Origin of the sequence: Pseudomonas saponiphila (genome assembly GCF_900105185.1) — a bacterium.
GTDB lineage: Bacteria > Pseudomonadota > Gammaproteobacteria > Pseudomonadales > Pseudomonadaceae > Aquipseudomonas > Aquipseudomonas saponiphila.
The window spans coordinates 3,512,851-3,528,980 of sequence record NZ_FNTJ01000001.1; the positions used below are offsets into that span (position 1 = coordinate 3,512,851).

The 16,130-nt window shown below is 65.9% G+C and carries 20 protein-coding genes; 10 read left to right on the top strand and 10 right to left on the bottom strand.

Annotated features, from left to right (window positions below):
• Positions 1-190 precede the first annotated feature (190 nt).
• Entirely contained in the window at positions 191-904 is a 714-nt protein-coding gene (locus BLV47_RS16205; RefSeq protein ID WP_425272155.1) for an RNA polymerase sigma factor, read from the bottom strand.
• A 116-nt stretch (positions 905-1,020) separates the two neighbouring features.
• Here BLV47_RS16205 and BLV47_RS16210 point away from each other — a divergent pair, with 116 nt between their 5' ends.
• Positions 1,021-1,422 carry a hypothetical protein gene (locus BLV47_RS16210; RefSeq protein WP_092315231.1) on the top strand — a complete coding sequence of 134 codons (402 nt, stop codon included), beginning with the start codon at positions 1,021-1,023 and terminating at the stop codon, positions 1,420-1,422.
• Positions 1,423-1,514: 92 nt separating this feature from the next.
• Positions 1,515-2,069, top strand: a complete 555-nt coding sequence (locus BLV47_RS16215) for a UPF0149 family protein (protein ID WP_092315233.1) — start codon at positions 1,515-1,517, stop codon at positions 2,067-2,069.
• A gap of 72 nt (positions 2,070-2,141) precedes the next feature.
• Here the strand turns inward: BLV47_RS16215 and BLV47_RS16220 are convergent, their stop codons facing one another.
• From BLV47_RS16220 to BLV47_RS16255, 8 genes are all read right to left on the bottom strand, one after another.
• Positions 2,142-2,729: a hypothetical protein gene (locus tag BLV47_RS16220; protein WP_092315235.1), complete on the bottom strand. Its 588-nt coding sequence runs from the start codon at positions 2,727-2,729 to the stop codon at positions 2,142-2,144.
• Positions 2,730-2,745: 16 nt separating this feature from the next.
• On the bottom strand, positions 2,746-3,357 hold the full coding sequence (locus BLV47_RS16225) for a hypothetical protein (protein WP_092315237.1): 612 nt from the start codon (positions 3,355-3,357) through the stop codon (positions 2,746-2,748).
• Positions 3,358-3,442: 85 nt separating this feature from the next.
• Positions 3,443-3,814, bottom strand: coding sequence for a hypothetical protein (locus BLV47_RS16230; protein ID WP_092315239.1), 372 nt, complete (start codon positions 3,812-3,814; stop codon positions 3,443-3,445).
• Between the two features lie 39 nt (positions 3,815-3,853).
• Entirely contained in the window at positions 3,854-4,147 is a 294-nt protein-coding gene (locus tag BLV47_RS16235) for a hypothetical protein (RefSeq protein ID WP_092315241.1), read from the bottom strand.
• Between the two features lie 49 nt (positions 4,148-4,196).
• Positions 4,197-4,673, bottom strand: coding sequence for a surface-adhesin E family protein (locus BLV47_RS16240; protein ID WP_092315243.1), 477 nt, complete (start codon positions 4,671-4,673; stop codon positions 4,197-4,199).
• Complete coding sequence (locus tag BLV47_RS16245; RefSeq protein ID WP_092315245.1) at positions 4,670-5,317, bottom strand: hypothetical protein; 648 nt, start codon at positions 5,315-5,317, stop codon at positions 4,670-4,672. The genes BLV47_RS16240 and BLV47_RS16245 overlap by 4 nt, the downstream gene beginning before the upstream one ends.
• A 109-nt stretch (positions 5,318-5,426) precedes the next feature.
• The gene (locus tag BLV47_RS16250) at positions 5,427-6,212 is read right to left on the bottom strand and encodes a PhzF family phenazine biosynthesis protein (protein ID WP_092317266.1); all 786 of its coding nucleotides are present in this window, start codon (positions 6,210-6,212) and stop codon (positions 5,427-5,429) included.
• A 5-nt stretch (positions 6,213-6,217) separates the two neighbouring features.
• A complete protein-coding gene (locus BLV47_RS16255; protein WP_092315247.1) occupies positions 6,218-6,913 on the bottom strand; it encodes a helix-turn-helix transcriptional regulator in 696 nt (231 codons plus the stop codon).
• A 243-nt stretch (positions 6,914-7,156) separates the two neighbouring features.
• Here BLV47_RS16255 and BLV47_RS16260 point away from each other — a divergent pair, with 243 nt between their 5' ends.
• From BLV47_RS16260 to BLV47_RS16280, 5 genes are all read left to right on the top strand, one after another.
• Positions 7,157-7,768, top strand: a complete 612-nt coding sequence (locus BLV47_RS16260; protein ID WP_092315249.1) for a DNA-3-methyladenine glycosylase family protein — start codon at positions 7,157-7,159, stop codon at positions 7,766-7,768.
• A 94-nt stretch (positions 7,769-7,862) separates the two neighbouring features.
• Entirely contained in the window at positions 7,863-8,894 is a 1,032-nt protein-coding gene (locus tag BLV47_RS16265; protein WP_208605273.1) for an AraC family transcriptional regulator, read from the top strand.
• A gap of 106 nt (positions 8,895-9,000) precedes the next feature.
• Entirely contained in the window at positions 9,001-10,122 is a 1,122-nt protein-coding gene (locus BLV47_RS16270) for a polyamine ABC transporter substrate-binding protein (RefSeq protein WP_092315253.1), read from the top strand.
• 93 nt (positions 10,123-10,215) lie between these two features.
• Positions 10,216-11,673 (top strand): amidase, encoded by a 1,458-nt coding sequence (locus BLV47_RS16275; protein ID WP_092315255.1) that lies wholly within the window; start codon positions 10,216-10,218, stop codon positions 11,671-11,673.
• Between the two features lie 53 nt (positions 11,674-11,726).
• Positions 11,727-12,056 (top strand): hypothetical protein, encoded by a 330-nt coding sequence (locus BLV47_RS16280; RefSeq protein WP_092315257.1) that lies wholly within the window; start codon positions 11,727-11,729, stop codon positions 12,054-12,056.
• A 37-nt stretch (positions 12,057-12,093) separates the two neighbouring features.
• On the opposite strand, the gene BLV47_RS16285 is transcribed toward BLV47_RS16280, so the two are convergent.
• Positions 12,094-12,525: an HD domain-containing protein gene (locus BLV47_RS16285; RefSeq protein ID WP_092315259.1), complete on the bottom strand. Its 432-nt coding sequence runs from the start codon at positions 12,523-12,525 to the stop codon at positions 12,094-12,096.
• A 222-nt stretch (positions 12,526-12,747) separates the two neighbouring features.
• Between BLV47_RS16285 and BLV47_RS16290 the strand changes: the two genes are divergently transcribed.
• The 3 genes from BLV47_RS16290 to BLV47_RS16300 all read left to right on the top strand — a co-directional run bounded on the left by BLV47_RS16290 (position 12,748) and on the right by BLV47_RS16300 (position 16,082).
• Entirely contained in the window at positions 12,748-13,314 is a 567-nt protein-coding gene (locus tag BLV47_RS16290) for a GNAT family N-acetyltransferase (protein ID WP_092315261.1), read from the top strand.
• 137 nt (positions 13,315-13,451) lie between these two features.
• A complete protein-coding gene (locus BLV47_RS16295) occupies positions 13,452-15,275 on the top strand; it encodes a serine hydrolase domain-containing protein (RefSeq protein WP_092315263.1) in 1,824 nt (607 codons plus the stop codon).
• Between the two features lie 6 nt (positions 15,276-15,281).
• Positions 15,282-16,082: a MipA/OmpV family protein gene (locus BLV47_RS16300; protein ID WP_092315265.1), complete on the top strand. Its 801-nt coding sequence runs from the start codon at positions 15,282-15,284 to the stop codon at positions 16,080-16,082.
• Positions 16,083-16,130: the final 48 nt, after the last annotated feature.

The window sequence follows — 16,130 nt, forward strand, 5'->3', positions numbered from 1 at the left end:
ACGTACCTGTCATACCGCGCCAACCAGGCGCAGGGCTTAGCCGCGAATATCCCCGGGCCAGGCATGAATGCAGCGTTGCAGGTGCTCCCGGACTGCTACGAACAGGGTAACGCCCCAGGAGATTCATTCGGGGCACGCCAAATGCGCTGGGCCAAGGCGGCTCCCCCAGGTGGCTGAACACGCCCTGCCCCTAAAACACCCGGGACGTCGGTGCCTTGATGGCGGTCGAGCCCCGCCGCCGATGCGCCCCCGCGACAGGATCGAAGGCGCCCGCCTGATGGCGCTCCAGGGCGGCAAATACCTGCAAGCGGGCGCGATGCAAGAGCACGCGAACATGACTGCGGGAAATCCCCAACTGCCCGCCGATGGCCTCAAGCGCCTGGCCCTGGCGCTCACGCGACAACAAGACCCGGCGTTGCAACAGCGGCAGGCTGCTCAGCGTCTGCTCCAGGCAGCGACGCAGCTGCTCGGCGCACAGCAGGGCTTCCGGGCTGTCTTCGTGCCGCTCCAGCGGCGGCGTCCAGTCACCCTCTTCAGCGCAGCGCTGGTCGCCCGCCTGGGCCGGCCGCACGAAGCGACTCGCCTCGCGACGGCTCTGTACGTAGTGGGATTTGGCCGCGTTGGCGGTGATGGTCAGCATCCAGGTCTTGAGGCTGGAGCGGCACTGGAAGCCGCCAAGGTTGCGCACAATCGCCAGCCAGGCGTCCTGCACCACGTCATCGACGTGGCGCTGCCCGACAATCGCCTGGGCCACCGAGCGCATGGCGCCCTGATGCTGCCTGACCAGCTCGCAAAAGGCCCGCTGCTCGCCCGCCAACAGGCGCGGCAATAAGTGCAAGTCGTCGCTAACGGCGGTCAGCGGCAGGTGCTGCAAAGATTCCATGTCGAGGATCTCCATGCTCATCAGCTCGCCCCTTTTACCGCTGAGGCAACAATCCTACGAATGAGCCTAGGAAACGGATGCGCACTCGTGCACATTTTTCTCTGCCCGCCGCGTTCGGCTCGCTATGATGGTTGCCCATGACACCCAGCACGCCCATCCGCCAACCCTGTCCGCCCGGCGCCTGCATCTGCGAGCGCGAGCAGTTGCTGGACACCCCCGGAGCCGACCTGCGCATCCTCCTGCTCACGCGCCAGGAGGAAAAACGCCTGCTCGAACGCCTGGAGAACCTCAAGGACCTGGCCGACCTGGAACACATGCAGCGCCAGATGCTGGAAAAACTCGGCATCCGCGTGCAGATCACTCCCAGCGACAATGAAGTGCGCAGCATGCGCGGGATCGCCATCACCCTGGGCGAGTTGCCCGGCCTGTGCCGCAAGACCCGGCAATCGATTCCGGCCGCCATTCGCCGGGCCATGGAGAACCGCCCGGAAATCGCCTACCGCCTGCTCGATGCCCAGGACTTGCTGCGCGATACCTGACGGCAAGTTTCAGCTACCAGCAGCAGGCTTGCGGCTTGTGGCTTGTGGCTCAAAGCTGGAAACTTGCCGCTGCTTTTTCCAGGACTCCCCTCATGCAAAACACCCCACTGAACGCCGCCGACTTCGAGGCGATCGAAGACACCCTGCTCCAGTACGGCGACGACCACTCGGTGCTCAATCCCTGCGAGCTGGACGGCTACTTCACCGCGCTGGTGTCGGGCCCGGCTCAAGTCGATATCGCCGAATGGTTCCCGGGTATCTGGGGCGGCGAAAACCCGGCCTGGGAAACCCCGGAGCAATGCCGGCAGTTCATCGACCTCTGCGTGCGCCACATCAACACCCTGGCCGAGCAACTGACCAACGCCCCGCAAGCGTTCAAGGCGCGCTTCGAACAGACCGAGCACCAGGGCCAGGACCTGCTGCTGGCCGAAGAATGGTGTTTTGGCTACCTGCGCGGGGTGGCCGTGGGCAACTGGCCAGAGATGCCGGCGCCGCAGGTGCGGACGCTGCAGTTGATCATCGACTGCGCCGAACAGGACAACTTCGAACTGCCGGCCGACCTGAACCTGGACCAGCATCGCCAGCAAGTGGCGGCCATCGAACCGGCCGCCCGCGCGCTGCATGCCTACTGGGCGGCGCAGCGCTGAAATAGACCGCCCCCCAATAAAAAACGCCGCTGGCCCTGAACAGAGCAAGCGGCGTTTTTCATGGCGCCCGGCTTACAGCAACTTGCGCTGCACTGCCTCATCCAGCGTACTGCGAGTCAACTCCCCGACCAGGTCGCGGGTGTCCGCCTGGAAAGGAATGGTGACGATCAGCAACAAGTGCATCCAGGTGCGCACCGACTCGCTCTTGCGAATCCGCCCCAGCTCCTTGCCGTCCTTGTCCTTGAACACCGTCTCCAGGGTGAAGGTGTTCTTGGCGGTGGACGGAATCACGAAGAAGGTGGCGCCGGTGATGATGGCCGAGGCCATGCTGAACTGTTCGTTGTTGTACAGGGTGGCTTCGGCATACAGGTCCGATTCGACCTTGTCGGTGCTGACCCGGGCAAAGCGCCCGGACTGGCGGTAGGTGTCGGCCACCGCCACTTCCCAGGCGGCTGCCGGGGCGCCGGCGGCGGTATTGGCCGGCCCGCCATTGACCTGGTTCAGCGCCGTGGTGCGCACAAAGACCGTCGGCTTGTGCTCGGCCACCTGGGCCACCGGCGGCCAGGTCTTGACCGGGGCCAGTTCGTGTTGCGAGTACGACACGCAGCCGCTCAGCAGCATTGCGCCGAGTACCAGGACGTGCTTGATGAAACCCGACATGTATCTCTCCTTGATCCTAGCGTTGCGCCAACCGGGCGCTGGCGTTGTCCAGCAACTTGGCAACCAGTTCGTTCAGCTGTTTGGCGCCCTGGGTCGGGGCCCAGTACTCGCGGCCATACAGGCCGACGTTGCGCTCGAACTTGAGCTGCTCCCTGGCGCTGGCCAGTTCCTTGCCGTTGCGGTCGACGATCGACAGGTCGCCGGCCAGGTCGAAGCTATCGACGTAGATCGGACCGTTGACCCAGATCCACACGGTCAGGGTCAGCAAGGCCCCGGGCAGGTAGCCCGGATGGGGCGCGCGGTGGCCCTTGAGGGAGGTCATGTTGAATTTCAGCACCACGTCGTCCTCACCCAGGCGGGTGGGGAACTCGCTGAGCTGCTGGAAGTAGCCGGCGCTCTTGACGTAGGGGGTCAACTGGGCGGTGAGCGAACGGCTGATGGCCGTGCGCGTGGCTTCGTCGATACCGGGGGCGGTGACCTGGACATCGGCGATTTGCGCGGTGCGCGGGCTGCTGATGGGCGCGGGATGCAACGGCGCGCCCAGCGGGCCGGTGACGTTGTAGGAGACACAGCCGGTCAGCGCCAGGGTGGCGATGAGGGCGGCGGCCCCGAGCAGGGTTCTGAACACGAAATATCCTTATTGAAAGACGAACAGCACCAACGTCTCGACCCCAGCGCCCAGAACTTTAGGAAAACCTCGCATCCAGCCGGAGCTACAGGTCCTGCCCCTGGCCGCATTGATAATCCTCTGCATGGGCCTGGAGCATATTGAACAGGTGTTCCTGAGGCATCGCGCAGTCCTGCAACGATTCGGGGGCCACCCCGTTCCATTGCTCATCGGGGTCGCTTTCGATAATCAGCAGCGGCACCTGGGCGTCGTTGCAGAAGGCGAGGATGTCCCGCAGTTCCTGTTCACGTTGCACATGGTCGTTGTGAAACAGCCTGGCGCTGTAGAAGAAGCCCTCGGCGCCACGGCGCAGATAGCCCTGGGCAACGCTCAGGGACAGGCCCAGGCGCTGATGGAGAAACTTGACCAGCGCCAGGCTGGTGGTGGGGGTCGCCGCAGCGATGCTGATCCGGGACATGGCGGGTTCCTTGAAAAACCATGGGCAATGACAGCGCGGTTACTCGGGGCGCCACAGGTCGAGCCCTTGCACATGACGCTCGATGTCGTCCATGTCGTCCTCCCCCAGCGTGCAGTCGAAGGGTTCACTGAGAATCCTGCGCACCAGGGCCAGGCGCTGGGTGACCTGCTGCTCATCGATGAAATCGGTGGTGGCGCGCTGGTAGTCGGCCACGGGTTTATCCCGGTAATGGGCGCCCATCCTGTGCAGCGAGATCAGGACGAACTCCAGTTCCGCCAGGGCTTGCAGCGCCTGCTCGCCCGACAGCGTGATGGTGCGATTGCTTTCCAGCATCCAGTGCTCCTTGGCTTAGAACCGTTGGACAGGTCGTGGGCAAGCGCCGTTACCGACTCGGCGCCGGAGCCAGCTTGAGCCGCGTCGGGTCGATGGCGCAGACCATGTTGCGCAGCTCGCCCAGCAACGACTGGCGGGGAAAGGCGGCCCATTGCGCCGTGTCTTCCTTGCGCGTGACCTCCACGCCCTGGGCGAACGGCTCGGAGAAGTACACCCGGCCGAACTGCGCCGATTGATCCGTCTCGCAGTTGATCACCCGGGTCGCCCGCGAGCTGTGGATCGGCGGCTTGCCGCCGCCCAGCTCGGTAGGCTTGGCGTAGTTGTTGACCAGGTAGAACTGCCGCAAGTGCGGGTTGTTCTGGTAGAGGGCCAGCGAGTTGGCGGCAAAGTAGGTGGCCAGTTCCGGGCTTTCCAGCACCTTGAACATGCCCTCCGGACGCTGCGGCGCCGGGGCCTCGTTCTGGCTGCCCGAATGCGCGCAACCGGCGAGCACGACCACCGCGCTCAAGCTCAGCAGCTTGTTCATCGGCCAGCTCCCTGGGCCAGGTCCGGCCGTTCCTGGTCGAACAGGGCCTGATCGACAGTGCCCTGCAGCGAGCAGAGCAAGCGGGTCTTGCCGTCTTCTTCGCTGAGCATGAGAATTTTTTCCGCGGAGCCCGGGGCCGGGGCGATGCCCGACGCGGCGGCCGGATTGTCCTGCCAGGGCGCCGTGGCGTTGAGTTTGATCTGCGGCCGGGAGATGAAGTATTCACCAGCCTCCTGCCAGCCGGCCTGGGGCAGCGCGGCCATCACCGCGGCGCGGCTGGCATCGACCTCGAAGCCCCAGAAGTGGAAGCTGCCCTGCTCGCCCAGGTCGAACTGGCGATCGTAGTAGCCGGTCAGGCGCAGGCCGCCATCGTTCAACGGGCGGGAAAACGCCTGCGTTGCCGAGTAGTTGTTAAGGCGGTCGGCAACCGGTATCCAGGCGATGCCCTGGCGCTGATTCTCGGACAGCTTGACCACCTTGCCGAGTTCGGCGCGCTGCTGATACAGGGCCTTGAAAAACCCTGGCTGGCAGTCCAGCAGGCTCTCGCTGAGGCTGGCGGCCTGAGCCGTAGCGGCGCTAAGCCCCAGGAGCAAGGCCAACAGCGGTGAAGTGGAAAGGCGGGGCAAGGTGCGCGTCCGATGCATGGTCTGGAACATCCTGAGCAGGCGAAAAAAACGCGACTCTACCTGCGCAGGCCGCGCCGAGACAAATCCGCTTGCAGGCGCCCGGCTTGTGGGGCCGAGCGGCGCCGCTTCAGAGAAAAATGCTGCCCTTGAGGTACAGGGCGCCGTGGCCGCTGATGATCACCCGGCCGTTGTCCAGCACCTGACACTCCAACTGCCCCTTGCGCGCCCCGCCCTGCTGCGCCCGCAACTGGCGCTTGCCCAGCCGCGCGGCCCAGTAAGGCGCCAGGGAGGTATGGGCCGAGCCGGTGACCGGGTCTTCATTGACCCCGACCCGTGGGCCGAACCAGCGCGAGACGAAATCGAAGGCCCGGGACGGCGCCGTGACGGCGATGCCGCGCACATCGAAAGCCGCCAATGCGGCGAAATCCGGCTTGAGCGACTCCACCAGGCGTTCATCGTCCACCACCAGCAGGTAGTCGTCGGTGCGGTACAGGGCCTCGGCAGCCGGCAGGCCCAGGGCTTGCAGCAGGGCCGGAGGAATCGCCACGGCCTCGGGCTGCTTGGCGGGAAAGTCCATGGACAGCAGGCCGCCCTCGCGGCTCACCCGCAACTCGCCACTGCGGGTGGCAAAGCGCAGCACGTCGCGGCGCTCGCCCAGTTGCTCGAACAACACCCAGGCCGCCGCCAGGGTGGCGTGCCCGCACAGGTCGACTTCCACCGTGGGGGTGAACCAGCGCAGTTCGAAGACCTCGCCCCGGGGCACGAAAAAGGCGGTTTCCGAGAGGTTGTTCTCCAGGGCGATGCGCTGCAGGAGCTCGTCCGGCAACCAGGCGTCCAGGGGGCACACCGCCGCCGGGTTGCCACCGAAGACGTGGGAGCTAAAGGCATCCACTTGAAAGATATCGAGCTGCATCGCGGTCATTCCTCGGCGCCTTCGGCGCGGATCTGTTCCAGGTAGTTGTAGATGGTGTAGCGGGTCACCCCGAGGGCCGCCGCGGCCTTCTCGATCCCGCCCTTGACGATGAACACTCCGCGCTCCTGCATCTGGCGCACGGCGTCGAGCTTGTGCCGCTTGCCCATGCGCGTCGCGGCTCCCGGGCAGGCGCCCTGGATGATCTGGGCCAGCAACTGTTCCATGTCGGGGGCCTCCTCACGGCGCGGAGCGGGCGCGCTGCCCAGGCCCAGCATCTGCCCCAGGCAGGCATGGGCGGCGGCGATGCCGCTCAGGTCGCTGTTGCTGCACAGGCTGGCGAAGGGCTGCCCGCTGCTGTCGCGAAAGACCACCGTGGAACTGCGCAGCTCGCGGCCGTCGGGAGCCAGGGTCGGGTAGTTCTCCAGCACCAGCGGGGTGCTGGCGGAGCGGTCCTGCAGGGCACGGGCGACCGCGGCAAACCCCAGGTCCTGACGCGGACCGCCCAGCACCGGGTCGCCCACCCGGCGCCCGGTGACATGGCCGTTGGCGATGGCGACGATCGACGACTCCGGGCGGTCCAGGTCATGCAGGACGATTTCCACATGCTGACCGACCACGCTGGCCAGCATCTGCAGGGTGCTGCGCAGCACCTGCAGGACCAGCTGACGCTCGGCAAGCAGGGATGGGCAAGGTTGATTCATGGGGCAGCGACCAGGGCAAAGGGGTCGAAAAAATATCAACATATTGTTGAATATTCAACTTTTCGTTAATTCAACGAGCACGACACGCCTTGCACTGCCTCAGTATCCGGCGCCTCAACCCCGACCAATCCCTGAAGACGTTGCAGCCCTGGGCCCGGGCCCCGAGTTCCAGCGCAAGGAGCGGAGTGCGAACAACCGGACAGCGGGCTAACCTGCCGCTTGCCCCTCTGCCACGGATCACCAATGCCCCACTGCCCCGCCACTGAATTTCTTGCCGCACTGGATGCCGACTGGGCGGCGCTGATCGCCGCTGTCGGCCCTTGCCTGCACCAGCCCCGCCCGGAGCGCGAGCCTTATCAGGCGCTGGTCCGCGCGGTGGCCTACCAGCAACTGCACGCCCGCGCCGGCGACGCGATACTCGGCCGGCTGCTGGCGCTGTTTCCCGGGCAGGGCTTTCCTGACCCGCAGCAACTCTGCGCGCTGAGCGTGGAGGCCCTGCGTGGCTGCGGCTTCTCCGCACGCAAGATCACCACCTTGCAGGCCATTGCCGAGGCGACCCTCAATGGCTGGGTGCCAGACGGCGAGCGGGCCCGCGCCATGGACGACGAAGTCCTCATCGAGCGCCTGACCCGATTGCCGGGCATTGGTCGCTGGACCGTGGAAATGTTGCTGATCTACAGCCTGGAACGGGCAGACATCCTGCCGGCGAACGACTTTGGCATTCGCCAGGGCTATCAACGCTTGAAGGGCCTGGAACACATGCCAGCGCCGCGCCAGATAAGCCAGCTCGGCCAGGCCTGGAGTCCCTGGCGCACCACGGCGGCCTGGTACCTGTGGCGCGTGCCGCCGGCCTGAACCCCGCGCCAGCAGCCCGCTACAAGGGGGGCAATTGAACCGCAGGCGCGGAACCCCTACAGTCACGCCCCTTGATATCAATCCGAGGTCAACGATGGCTGCTCTTCGCCTGACTACCCTGCACACCACCCAAGCGGTGCTGGACGCCTTCCGCGACAGCAAGGTTCCCGCCGAGGTGCTGCTCGAAGGCAGCGGCATCCAGCTGGCGGACCTGGAGCTGCCCAACAGCCTGATCAACATCGGCCAGGAAATGCGCGTGTTCAGCAATGCCGTGGCCTTTCGCCAAGACCTGGGGCTGGTGCTGGGGCGCAATCTGCATATCAGTGCCTACGGCATGTTCGGCCTGACCCTGCTGACCAGCGCCACCCTGCGCGAAGCCTGGTCCCTGGCGCTGCGCTATCCCCTGCTGCTGGGCACCTTCTTCCACCTTGATCTGGAAATCCGCGACGGCCTGGCCTGGCTGACCGCCGACCAGTACAGCGAGACCGAGCTTGAGGTGTTCAACACCGATTTCTGCATGTCGTCCTACCGGGTCACCTGCCAGGACCTGCTGGGCTGCACGCTGCCGCTGCGCGCGGTGCACCTCAAGCACCCGCCGCAGCCCTATCTGGACAGCTACGAGCAGGCCTTCAACTGCCCGGTGCAGTTCAATGCCGGGCGCAACGCCATAGGGTTCGATCTGGAATGGCTGGACCGGCGCCTGCCCCTGGCCGACCTGGTGACCCAGAACGACATGCTGCAGCGCTGCATCCGCCTCAACGAGGAACTCAGCGCGCGGCCGACCTGGATCGATCAGGTGCGGCGCCTGCTCAATGAACAGCTGCACGCGGTGCCCGACTTCGACAGCCTGGCGCGCCAGGTGCATTGCTCGCCAAGCACCCTGCGCCGGCGCCTGCGGGCCCAGGACACCAGCTACCAGCAACTGCTGGACGAGCTGCGCTATGCCCGGGCGCAGCAACTGCTGGGGCAGCACAGCCTGCCCATCTACCGTATCGCCGAAGCCCTGGGCTTCAAGGAGACGGCCAGTTTCCGCCACGCCTTCCAGCGCTGGAGCGGCGTCGCCCCCGGACGCTTCCGGCAACTGGCCGGCCAGCTCGGCCCGCTCTCGGAGCAGGCGCAAGATTGACGCTAAATATCCCCTATTGACCGTTGCCAACATTCTCTCAGGGGCCTATCCGGCCAAGAATGACTCCCCCGGAAGGTCCCGCTCATTTCAGACAAGGAGTTGTCACATGAAATCGCTGCACACCGCCCTCACCCGCCTGGCCCTGAGCTGCTCCCTGAGCGTCCTGGCCCTGAGCGCCGCCGTCACCGCCCAAGCCGCCCCCGAGCGCACGGTGAACATCTTCAACTGGTCGGAATACATCGCTCCCAACACCATCAAGGACTTCCAGGACCAGAGCGGGATCAAGGTCAAGTACGACATCTTCGAAAGCAACGAAGTGCTGGAAGCCAAGCTGCTGACCGGCAACAGCGGCTATGACGTGGTGGTGCCTTCCAGCGGTTTCGTCAGCAAGCAGATCAGCGCCGGGGCGTTCCAGCCCCTGGACCGCGGGCAACTGCCGAACTGGAAGAACCTCGACCCGGCGGTGATGAAACTGCTGGAGCAGAGCGATCCGGGCAACCGCTATGTGATCCCCTACATGTGGGGCACCAACCTGATCGGCTACAACCGCGACAAGGTCCGGGAACTGCTGGGCAGCGACGCGCCGGTCAACAGCTGGGACCTGGTATTCAAGGAAGAGAACCTGAAGAAGCTCAGCCAGTGCGGCGTGACCTTCCTCGATTCCCCCACCGAGATGCTGCCCCTGGCCCTGCACTACCTGGGCCTGGACCCCAACAGCCAGAACCCCGAGGACTACCGCAAGGCCGAGGCCCTGCTGCTCAAGCTGCGGCCTTACGTGCGCTACTTCCACAGCGCCAAGTGGATGGGCGACATCGCCAACGGCAACATCTGCGTGGCCGTGGGCTACTCCGGCGGCTTCCTGCAGGCGGCCAACCGCGCCAACGAGGCCAAGAATGGCGTGCACATCGAAATGCGCATTCCCAAGGAAGGCACCCTGGTGTGGATCGATACCGTGGCCGTCCCCGCCGGCGCCAAGCACGTGGACACCGCCCACGCCTTCCTCAACTACCTGATGGAGCCCAAAGTGATCGCTTCCATCAGCAACTACGTCGGCTACCCCAACGGCGTGAGCGATTCCAAGCCGTTCATCCAGCAGTCGCTGCTGGACAACCCGGATCTGTTCCCCAGCGCCGCGACCATGACCCGGCTGTATCCCCTGGCGCCGTTGCCGGCCAAGGCCGAACGCACCCGCACCCGGACCTGGGTCAAGGTCACCAGTGGCCGCTGAACCCTCCACCGCGAAGGCCCGCCAGAAACCCCGCGTGGCCTTCCCGTGCCGTGGCGCGACATGCGCCCGGCATGCCTGAAACAAGAGTTGAATATGCCGTTGCCCACTTGCCGCCAAGCCCCCCTGCATCAGCTGTCGATCGAGGCGCTGCTGCAAGGCTTTGCCCGTTTGCAGTTCACCCCGGTGGACCTGCTGCAGGCCGTCCTGGCACAGATCGAGCGCCACGAGCCGCAGCTCAACGCCCTGTGTGAACGCCAGGATCAGGCCGCGCTGCTGGCGGCCCAGGCCTCCACCGCGCGCTGGGCCGCCGGGCAGCCGTTGGGCCGGCTCGACGGCATTGCACTGCTGGTCAAGGACAACCACGACATTCGCGGCTGGCGCACCCGCAACGGCTCCAGGGCCCTGGCCGAGCGTCCGGCGCTGTCCCACGATTCCGCCCTGGTGGCGCGCCTGCGCGAGGCCGGGGCGATCTTCATCGCCAAGACCACCCTGCCCGAGCTGGGCAGCACGCCGCTGACCGACAGCCCGCTGACCGGGGTCACCCGCAATCCGTGGAACCTGGCCCTGCATGCCGGTGGCAGCAGTGGCGGCAGTACCGCGGGGGTCGCCGCCGGTTATGCCCCGGCGGCCACCGGCAACGATGCCGCCGGATCGATCCGTACCCCGTCGAGCTTCTGCGGGGTCATCGGCTTCAAGCCCAGCCACGGGCTGGTGTCCGCCTGCCCGAGCATCGACCCCGGCGGCATGGTGGCCGAAGGACCGATTGCCCGCCACGTGCGCGACATTGCCTTGCTGATGGAACTCATGAGCCAGCCTGAGCCCGGCGAACCCTTTGCCTGGCCCCATGGACCGCAGGATTTTCTCGAACACATAGAGGACGGCGTCAACGGCCTGCGTATCGCCTTCAGCGCCGACCTGGGCTACGCCGCCCATGTCGACCCGCAGATCGCCGCGGCCTGCCTGAACGCCGCCCAGCTGCTGCAGGCAGCCGGCGCCAGCCTGACCCTGGCCTCGCCGGACATCGGCAACCCGGCGCCGAACTACCTGCGGGCCTGGCCGGTGGAAGTGGCGTGCACCGTGACCCAGGAAATACCCGTTGAACATCGCCATCGGATCGGCGACTTCCTGCAGCAGTCACAGGTCCGGGCACGCCAGCTCAACGCCCTGGATTACGCCTGCGCGGTGCAGGAACGGCACCAGGTGGCTCAGCAGCTGCATGGGTTTCTTGGTGAATATGACCTGCTGCTGACCCCCACCGCGGTGGTCGAACCGTTCGCCGTGGACCGGCAGATGCCGCCGGACTGGCCGGAGCAGATCAGCGCGATGTGGCAGCCGACTACCTTTCCCTTCAATTTCAGCCGCCAGCCGGCACTGAGCATGCCCTGCGGCCTGAGCGCCGCCGGCCTGCCCATAGGCCTGCAGATCGTCGCCCGCTTCGGCGGTGACGCTCTGGTCCTGCGGGCCGCCCGAACCCTGGAAAAACTGCTGCCTGCGGGGCTGTTCAGCCAGCCCGCCGGCCTGCTCGACGCCCCCGGGCACGCATTGCACTGAACAACCCGCTGACGCAGCAACAGCGCGTCGCTTTACGGACAAGGAGGTGGACCATGGATTCTTCTAGCAGTTGGTATCAAGACACCCAATACGAACATGACATCTACGTGATGATCATCCGCGAGCCCAGCTCGCCAAGCCTGTACGCCCACCAGTCCGGCCCCAGCTTCAGCTACGTGGGACGCCTCACCGGCCATGGCCAGCACCCGTGCTTTTCCGTGCACTTTGCCTGCCCGCCCTACGGCAACGACTACACCAGCACCGAAGCCGCGCTGCAGGCCGGCCTGGCCCATGGCCGCGCGCTGATCGAGCATTGGCGCACTCGGGGCAGCAAGCCGCCGGCGCGCAACGCCGAAGTGACCCTTTCCAGCTACAACAACTGAGCGCCTTCAAAAGGGCTGGCCGAGCAGCGCCGGCCTGTCAGTCCGCCGCCAGTGAGTTCAGGTAGAGCAAGGCCTGGCGGTACTTTTCCAGGCGCCGCAGGTCTTCGGCGCCCGGTTCGGGAATCCGCGACTGGTCGCTGTTATCCGCCAGGTCCGCACGCTTGACCCGACGCGCCAGGGGATTGGCCGCCGCGCGCCGGATGAAGGCCGGGTAATCCTCGCCCTCGACCTTGGTCAAGGCCGACAGCGCCGCCAGCACAGGCGCGGAAAAACCTTCGGCGCGCAGTTGCTCCAGGGTCACCGCGCTGTCTTCCAGCACATCGTGCAGCACCGCGACAATCCGCTCCTCGGGCTGCTCCACGCCCAGCATCACCCGCAGCGGGTGCAGGATGTAGGGCGCACCACCCTTGTCGACCTGCCCGGCGTGGGCCTGGGCGGCGATGGTGATCGCCCGTTCCAGGCTGCTCATGAGCCGGCCCCGTGGCAGGGAGCATTCACAGAGAACTGGGGCATGGCGGACCTCGAACGAAAAAATGGGCTGCGACAGGATACTCCTCATACCGGGCCATGACCGATGATCGCCGGCCAGCGCGCGACTGCAGCAGACATTGATATCGATCAAGCGCCCGGATCGCAGCCGGGATAAAGCTTGGGGCAATTGCTTGCCCTTTGCCTTTCCGGAGACTTGACCATGTCCAGCACTGCTCTCGATATCCTCGCCCAACCACCCTTCCCGGCCCAGCAAGGCCAATACTGGATCGACGCCCTGAGCGACGGCAGCCATGTGCTGATCCGCCCGCTGCGCCCCCAGGACCGGGATCGGGAAAAGGCCTTTATCGAAAACCTCTCCCCCGTCACCCGCCACCAGCGCTTTCTCGGCGAGGTCAAGGAAGTCGGCGATCAGTTGCTGGATCAGCTGATGGACGTCGGCACCCCGCAACGGGTGGCCTACGTGGCCCTGGTCCACGACAACGGCGAACTGCGGGAAGTCGGCATCAGCCGCTACGCCCAGGTCGACGACCAGCCCTGGCGCTGCGAATTTGCCGTGACCATCGCCGATCAATGGCAAGGCAAGGGCCTCGGCGCGCTGCTGATGCAGCACCTGATCGATGAAGCCCGCGCCAACGGCTTCCAGCAACTGTATTCGGTGGACTCGGCCACCAACTACAGCATGCGCCGCCTGGCCAAACAGCTGGGCATGCGCAGCAGCATCGACCCCGACGACGCGACCCAGGTGATCCACAGCCTGGCCCTGTAACCGCCCGCGCACCGCGCCTCGGCTTGAGGCGCGGCGCACCGTTTAACACTCTTTGACAGTTTCCCGACAAAGCTGTCAAAGACTACCCAAACGCCCTTGCCTAGCATCCGCCCATCGAATGTCCGGTCGGTTGCTGTATGTCTCCCAAACTTCTTCACCTGCCATTGCTCGGCATGCTCCTGGGCAGCCTGGGCTGCAATGGCCAACCCCCTGCGCCGCCGACTATCGGTCGCGGCGACTACGCCAGCATCATCGGTTACCTCAAGCAGCACATCCCCCGGGAAATGGCCGAGCATCGGGTGCCGGGGCTGTCCATCGCCCTGGTGGACGGCCAGGAGCTGATCTGGGCCCGGGGTTTCGGTTTTGCCGACCGGGACCGCGGCCTGCAAGTGACCGAGAACACCGCGTTTCGGGCCGGGGCCCTGTCGCAGTTGCTGACCGCCACCGCTGTCATGCAACTGGTGGAACAGGGACGCCTGCAGCTGGACGCGCCGCTGCAGGACAGCCTGCGCGAGTTCTACGTCCGCTCGCGCTTTCACCAGGACCAGAACGCCGCCGACCAGGCGGTGACCCTGCGCCGCCTGCTCAGCCACCAGGCCGGCCTGCCCACCGAATACCTGCGCGACCGCTACACCACCCAGGCGTTAGGCGAGCTGCCGGGCAAGGTCAGCGGGATCTGGCTGAACAACTGCCCAGGCACCCAGACCGCCTACTCCAACCTGGGCTATGCCCTGCTGGGCGCGGCGATCGAGCGCAGCAGCGGTCTGGACTTCGAGCGCCAATTGCAGAAAAGCCTGCTGCGCCCGTTGGGCATGAGCCAGTCGAGCTTCCTCGGCACCAGCCTGGCTCAGCCCTACCGCGCCCGGGGCTATGCCGACGGGCTCGGCAGCGCCGACGAACCGCTGCGCGACCTGTCCGCCACCGGCCTGTGGAGCAGCCCGCGGGACCTGAGCCGCTTTGTGCGGATGCTGTTCGCCCAGGGCCACTACAAGGACCGCCAGGTGCTGTCCCCGGCCTCGATCAAGGAAATGGTGCGGGCGCAGAACAACGGCAACCCGCTGGATTTCGATTGCCAGGTGGGCCTGGGCTGGTACCTCTCGCCCTGCGGCGAGGAATGGGTTCGTCCGGGGATCCGGACCTGGCAGCACAGCGCGGTGGGCAGCGACTTCCAGGCCCGGATCAGTGTGCTGCCGGAGCAGCAGCTGGCAGTGATCGTGATGAGCAATTCAGGCTCCGGCGAGGCCGTGGCCAGGCCGCTGGTGACCAAGGTGCTGCGCATGCTGCTGCAGGCCCACGGTGCCCCCGGGAGCCAGAAGCGCGACAGCGCCCAGCCCCAGGAGCGGGTCACCGCACGACGGCGGGTACCGGAAGCCGCCGACCGCCAGCACCTGGCGGGTTTCTACGCCACCACCTGGGGCGTATTGCGCATTCGCGACCAGGGCCAGCGCCTGTTCGGCGAGCTGGCCGGCAAGCGTTTCGAACTGCTGCGTGACGAACAAGGCTGGCTGCGGGCCCAGAAGAAATTCCTCGGCGTGTGGCTGCAGGACCTGGGTGACCTCGGCCAGGTGCAGCTGGACCTGTTGAACGTCCAGGGGCGCCGGGTGTTCACCGCAAGGCGTCACGGCCAGCTGCTGGCCATGGGCGAACGCGTCGATCCGGTTCCCCTGCCCGACAACTGGCTGTCCACGGTAGGCACCTACCAGGCCCTCAACGAGGACGCGGCCAACACCGCCATCAGCGATATCAGCATCGCCCTGGAGGACGGTTTCCTGATGATCCGCAGCCTGCAACAGGGCCGCGTGACCACCGACTACATCCTCGCCCCGATGGACAACGCCCACGCCGTCATTGCCGGCCAGGGCCCGGGCCTGGGCGATACGGTGCGCCGCCAGATCAATGGCATCAGCGTCCTGGGCTACTCATTCAAACGCTCCTACACCCACCAATACCTGAGGTTCTAAAGCCCTATGAAAACCCTGAAACGCACCACTTCCGTCACCCTCCTGGCAAGCACCCTGGGTTTGCTCGGGGCATCCCCGGCCTTGCACGCCGAGGACTGGACATTCAGCGTGCGCGGTGGTGCCGCCAGCATGCCGCGCTACAGCGGCAGCGACGAACGCAGCGTGACGCCGATTCTCGGCGCCGAGATCGTCAGCCCCTACGGTTTTTTTCTCAACACCGAACAAGGTCTGGGCTGGGGCAACGAATGGGGCGGCCTGTCCTTCAGCACCTGGGTCGGCGCCAGTGACGAGCGACGCGACAAGAACCACCTGGGCCAGGGCTCCAAGCGCCTCAAGGGCATGGGCGAAATCAAGTCCCGGGCCCAGTTCGGCGCACACCTGGGCTACGACCTGGGGCCGTTCGAACTGGGGGCCACCGTGACCCACGCGCAGAAGAAGAATGACAATCGCGACACCGGCTCGGCCTACAGCCTGCTGCAACTGAGCATCGCCAGCACCCTGTACGAGGGCCGCCTGGGCAGCCTCGACGCCAGCCTCAGCAGCCTGTTCGGCAACGCCGACTACATGCAGACCTGGTATGGCGTGAGCAACACCCAAGCGGCCAATAGCCGCTTCAGCGCCTACCGCGCCAAAGGCGGCCTGGTGAGCAGCGGCGGCGACCTGACCTGGAGCCTGCCGCTCAATGAACAGACCAAGCTCTCGACCCAGCTGTCGATGCAGTACCTGAGCAAGGAAGCCGGCAACAGCCCGATCGTCGACCGGCGCCTGCAGACAGTGCTGGGCACCCAGATCGAATACAGCTTTTGAGCTTCAAGCGGCAAGCTTCAAGCTGCAAGCGGTGGCGTTTGGCTTGCC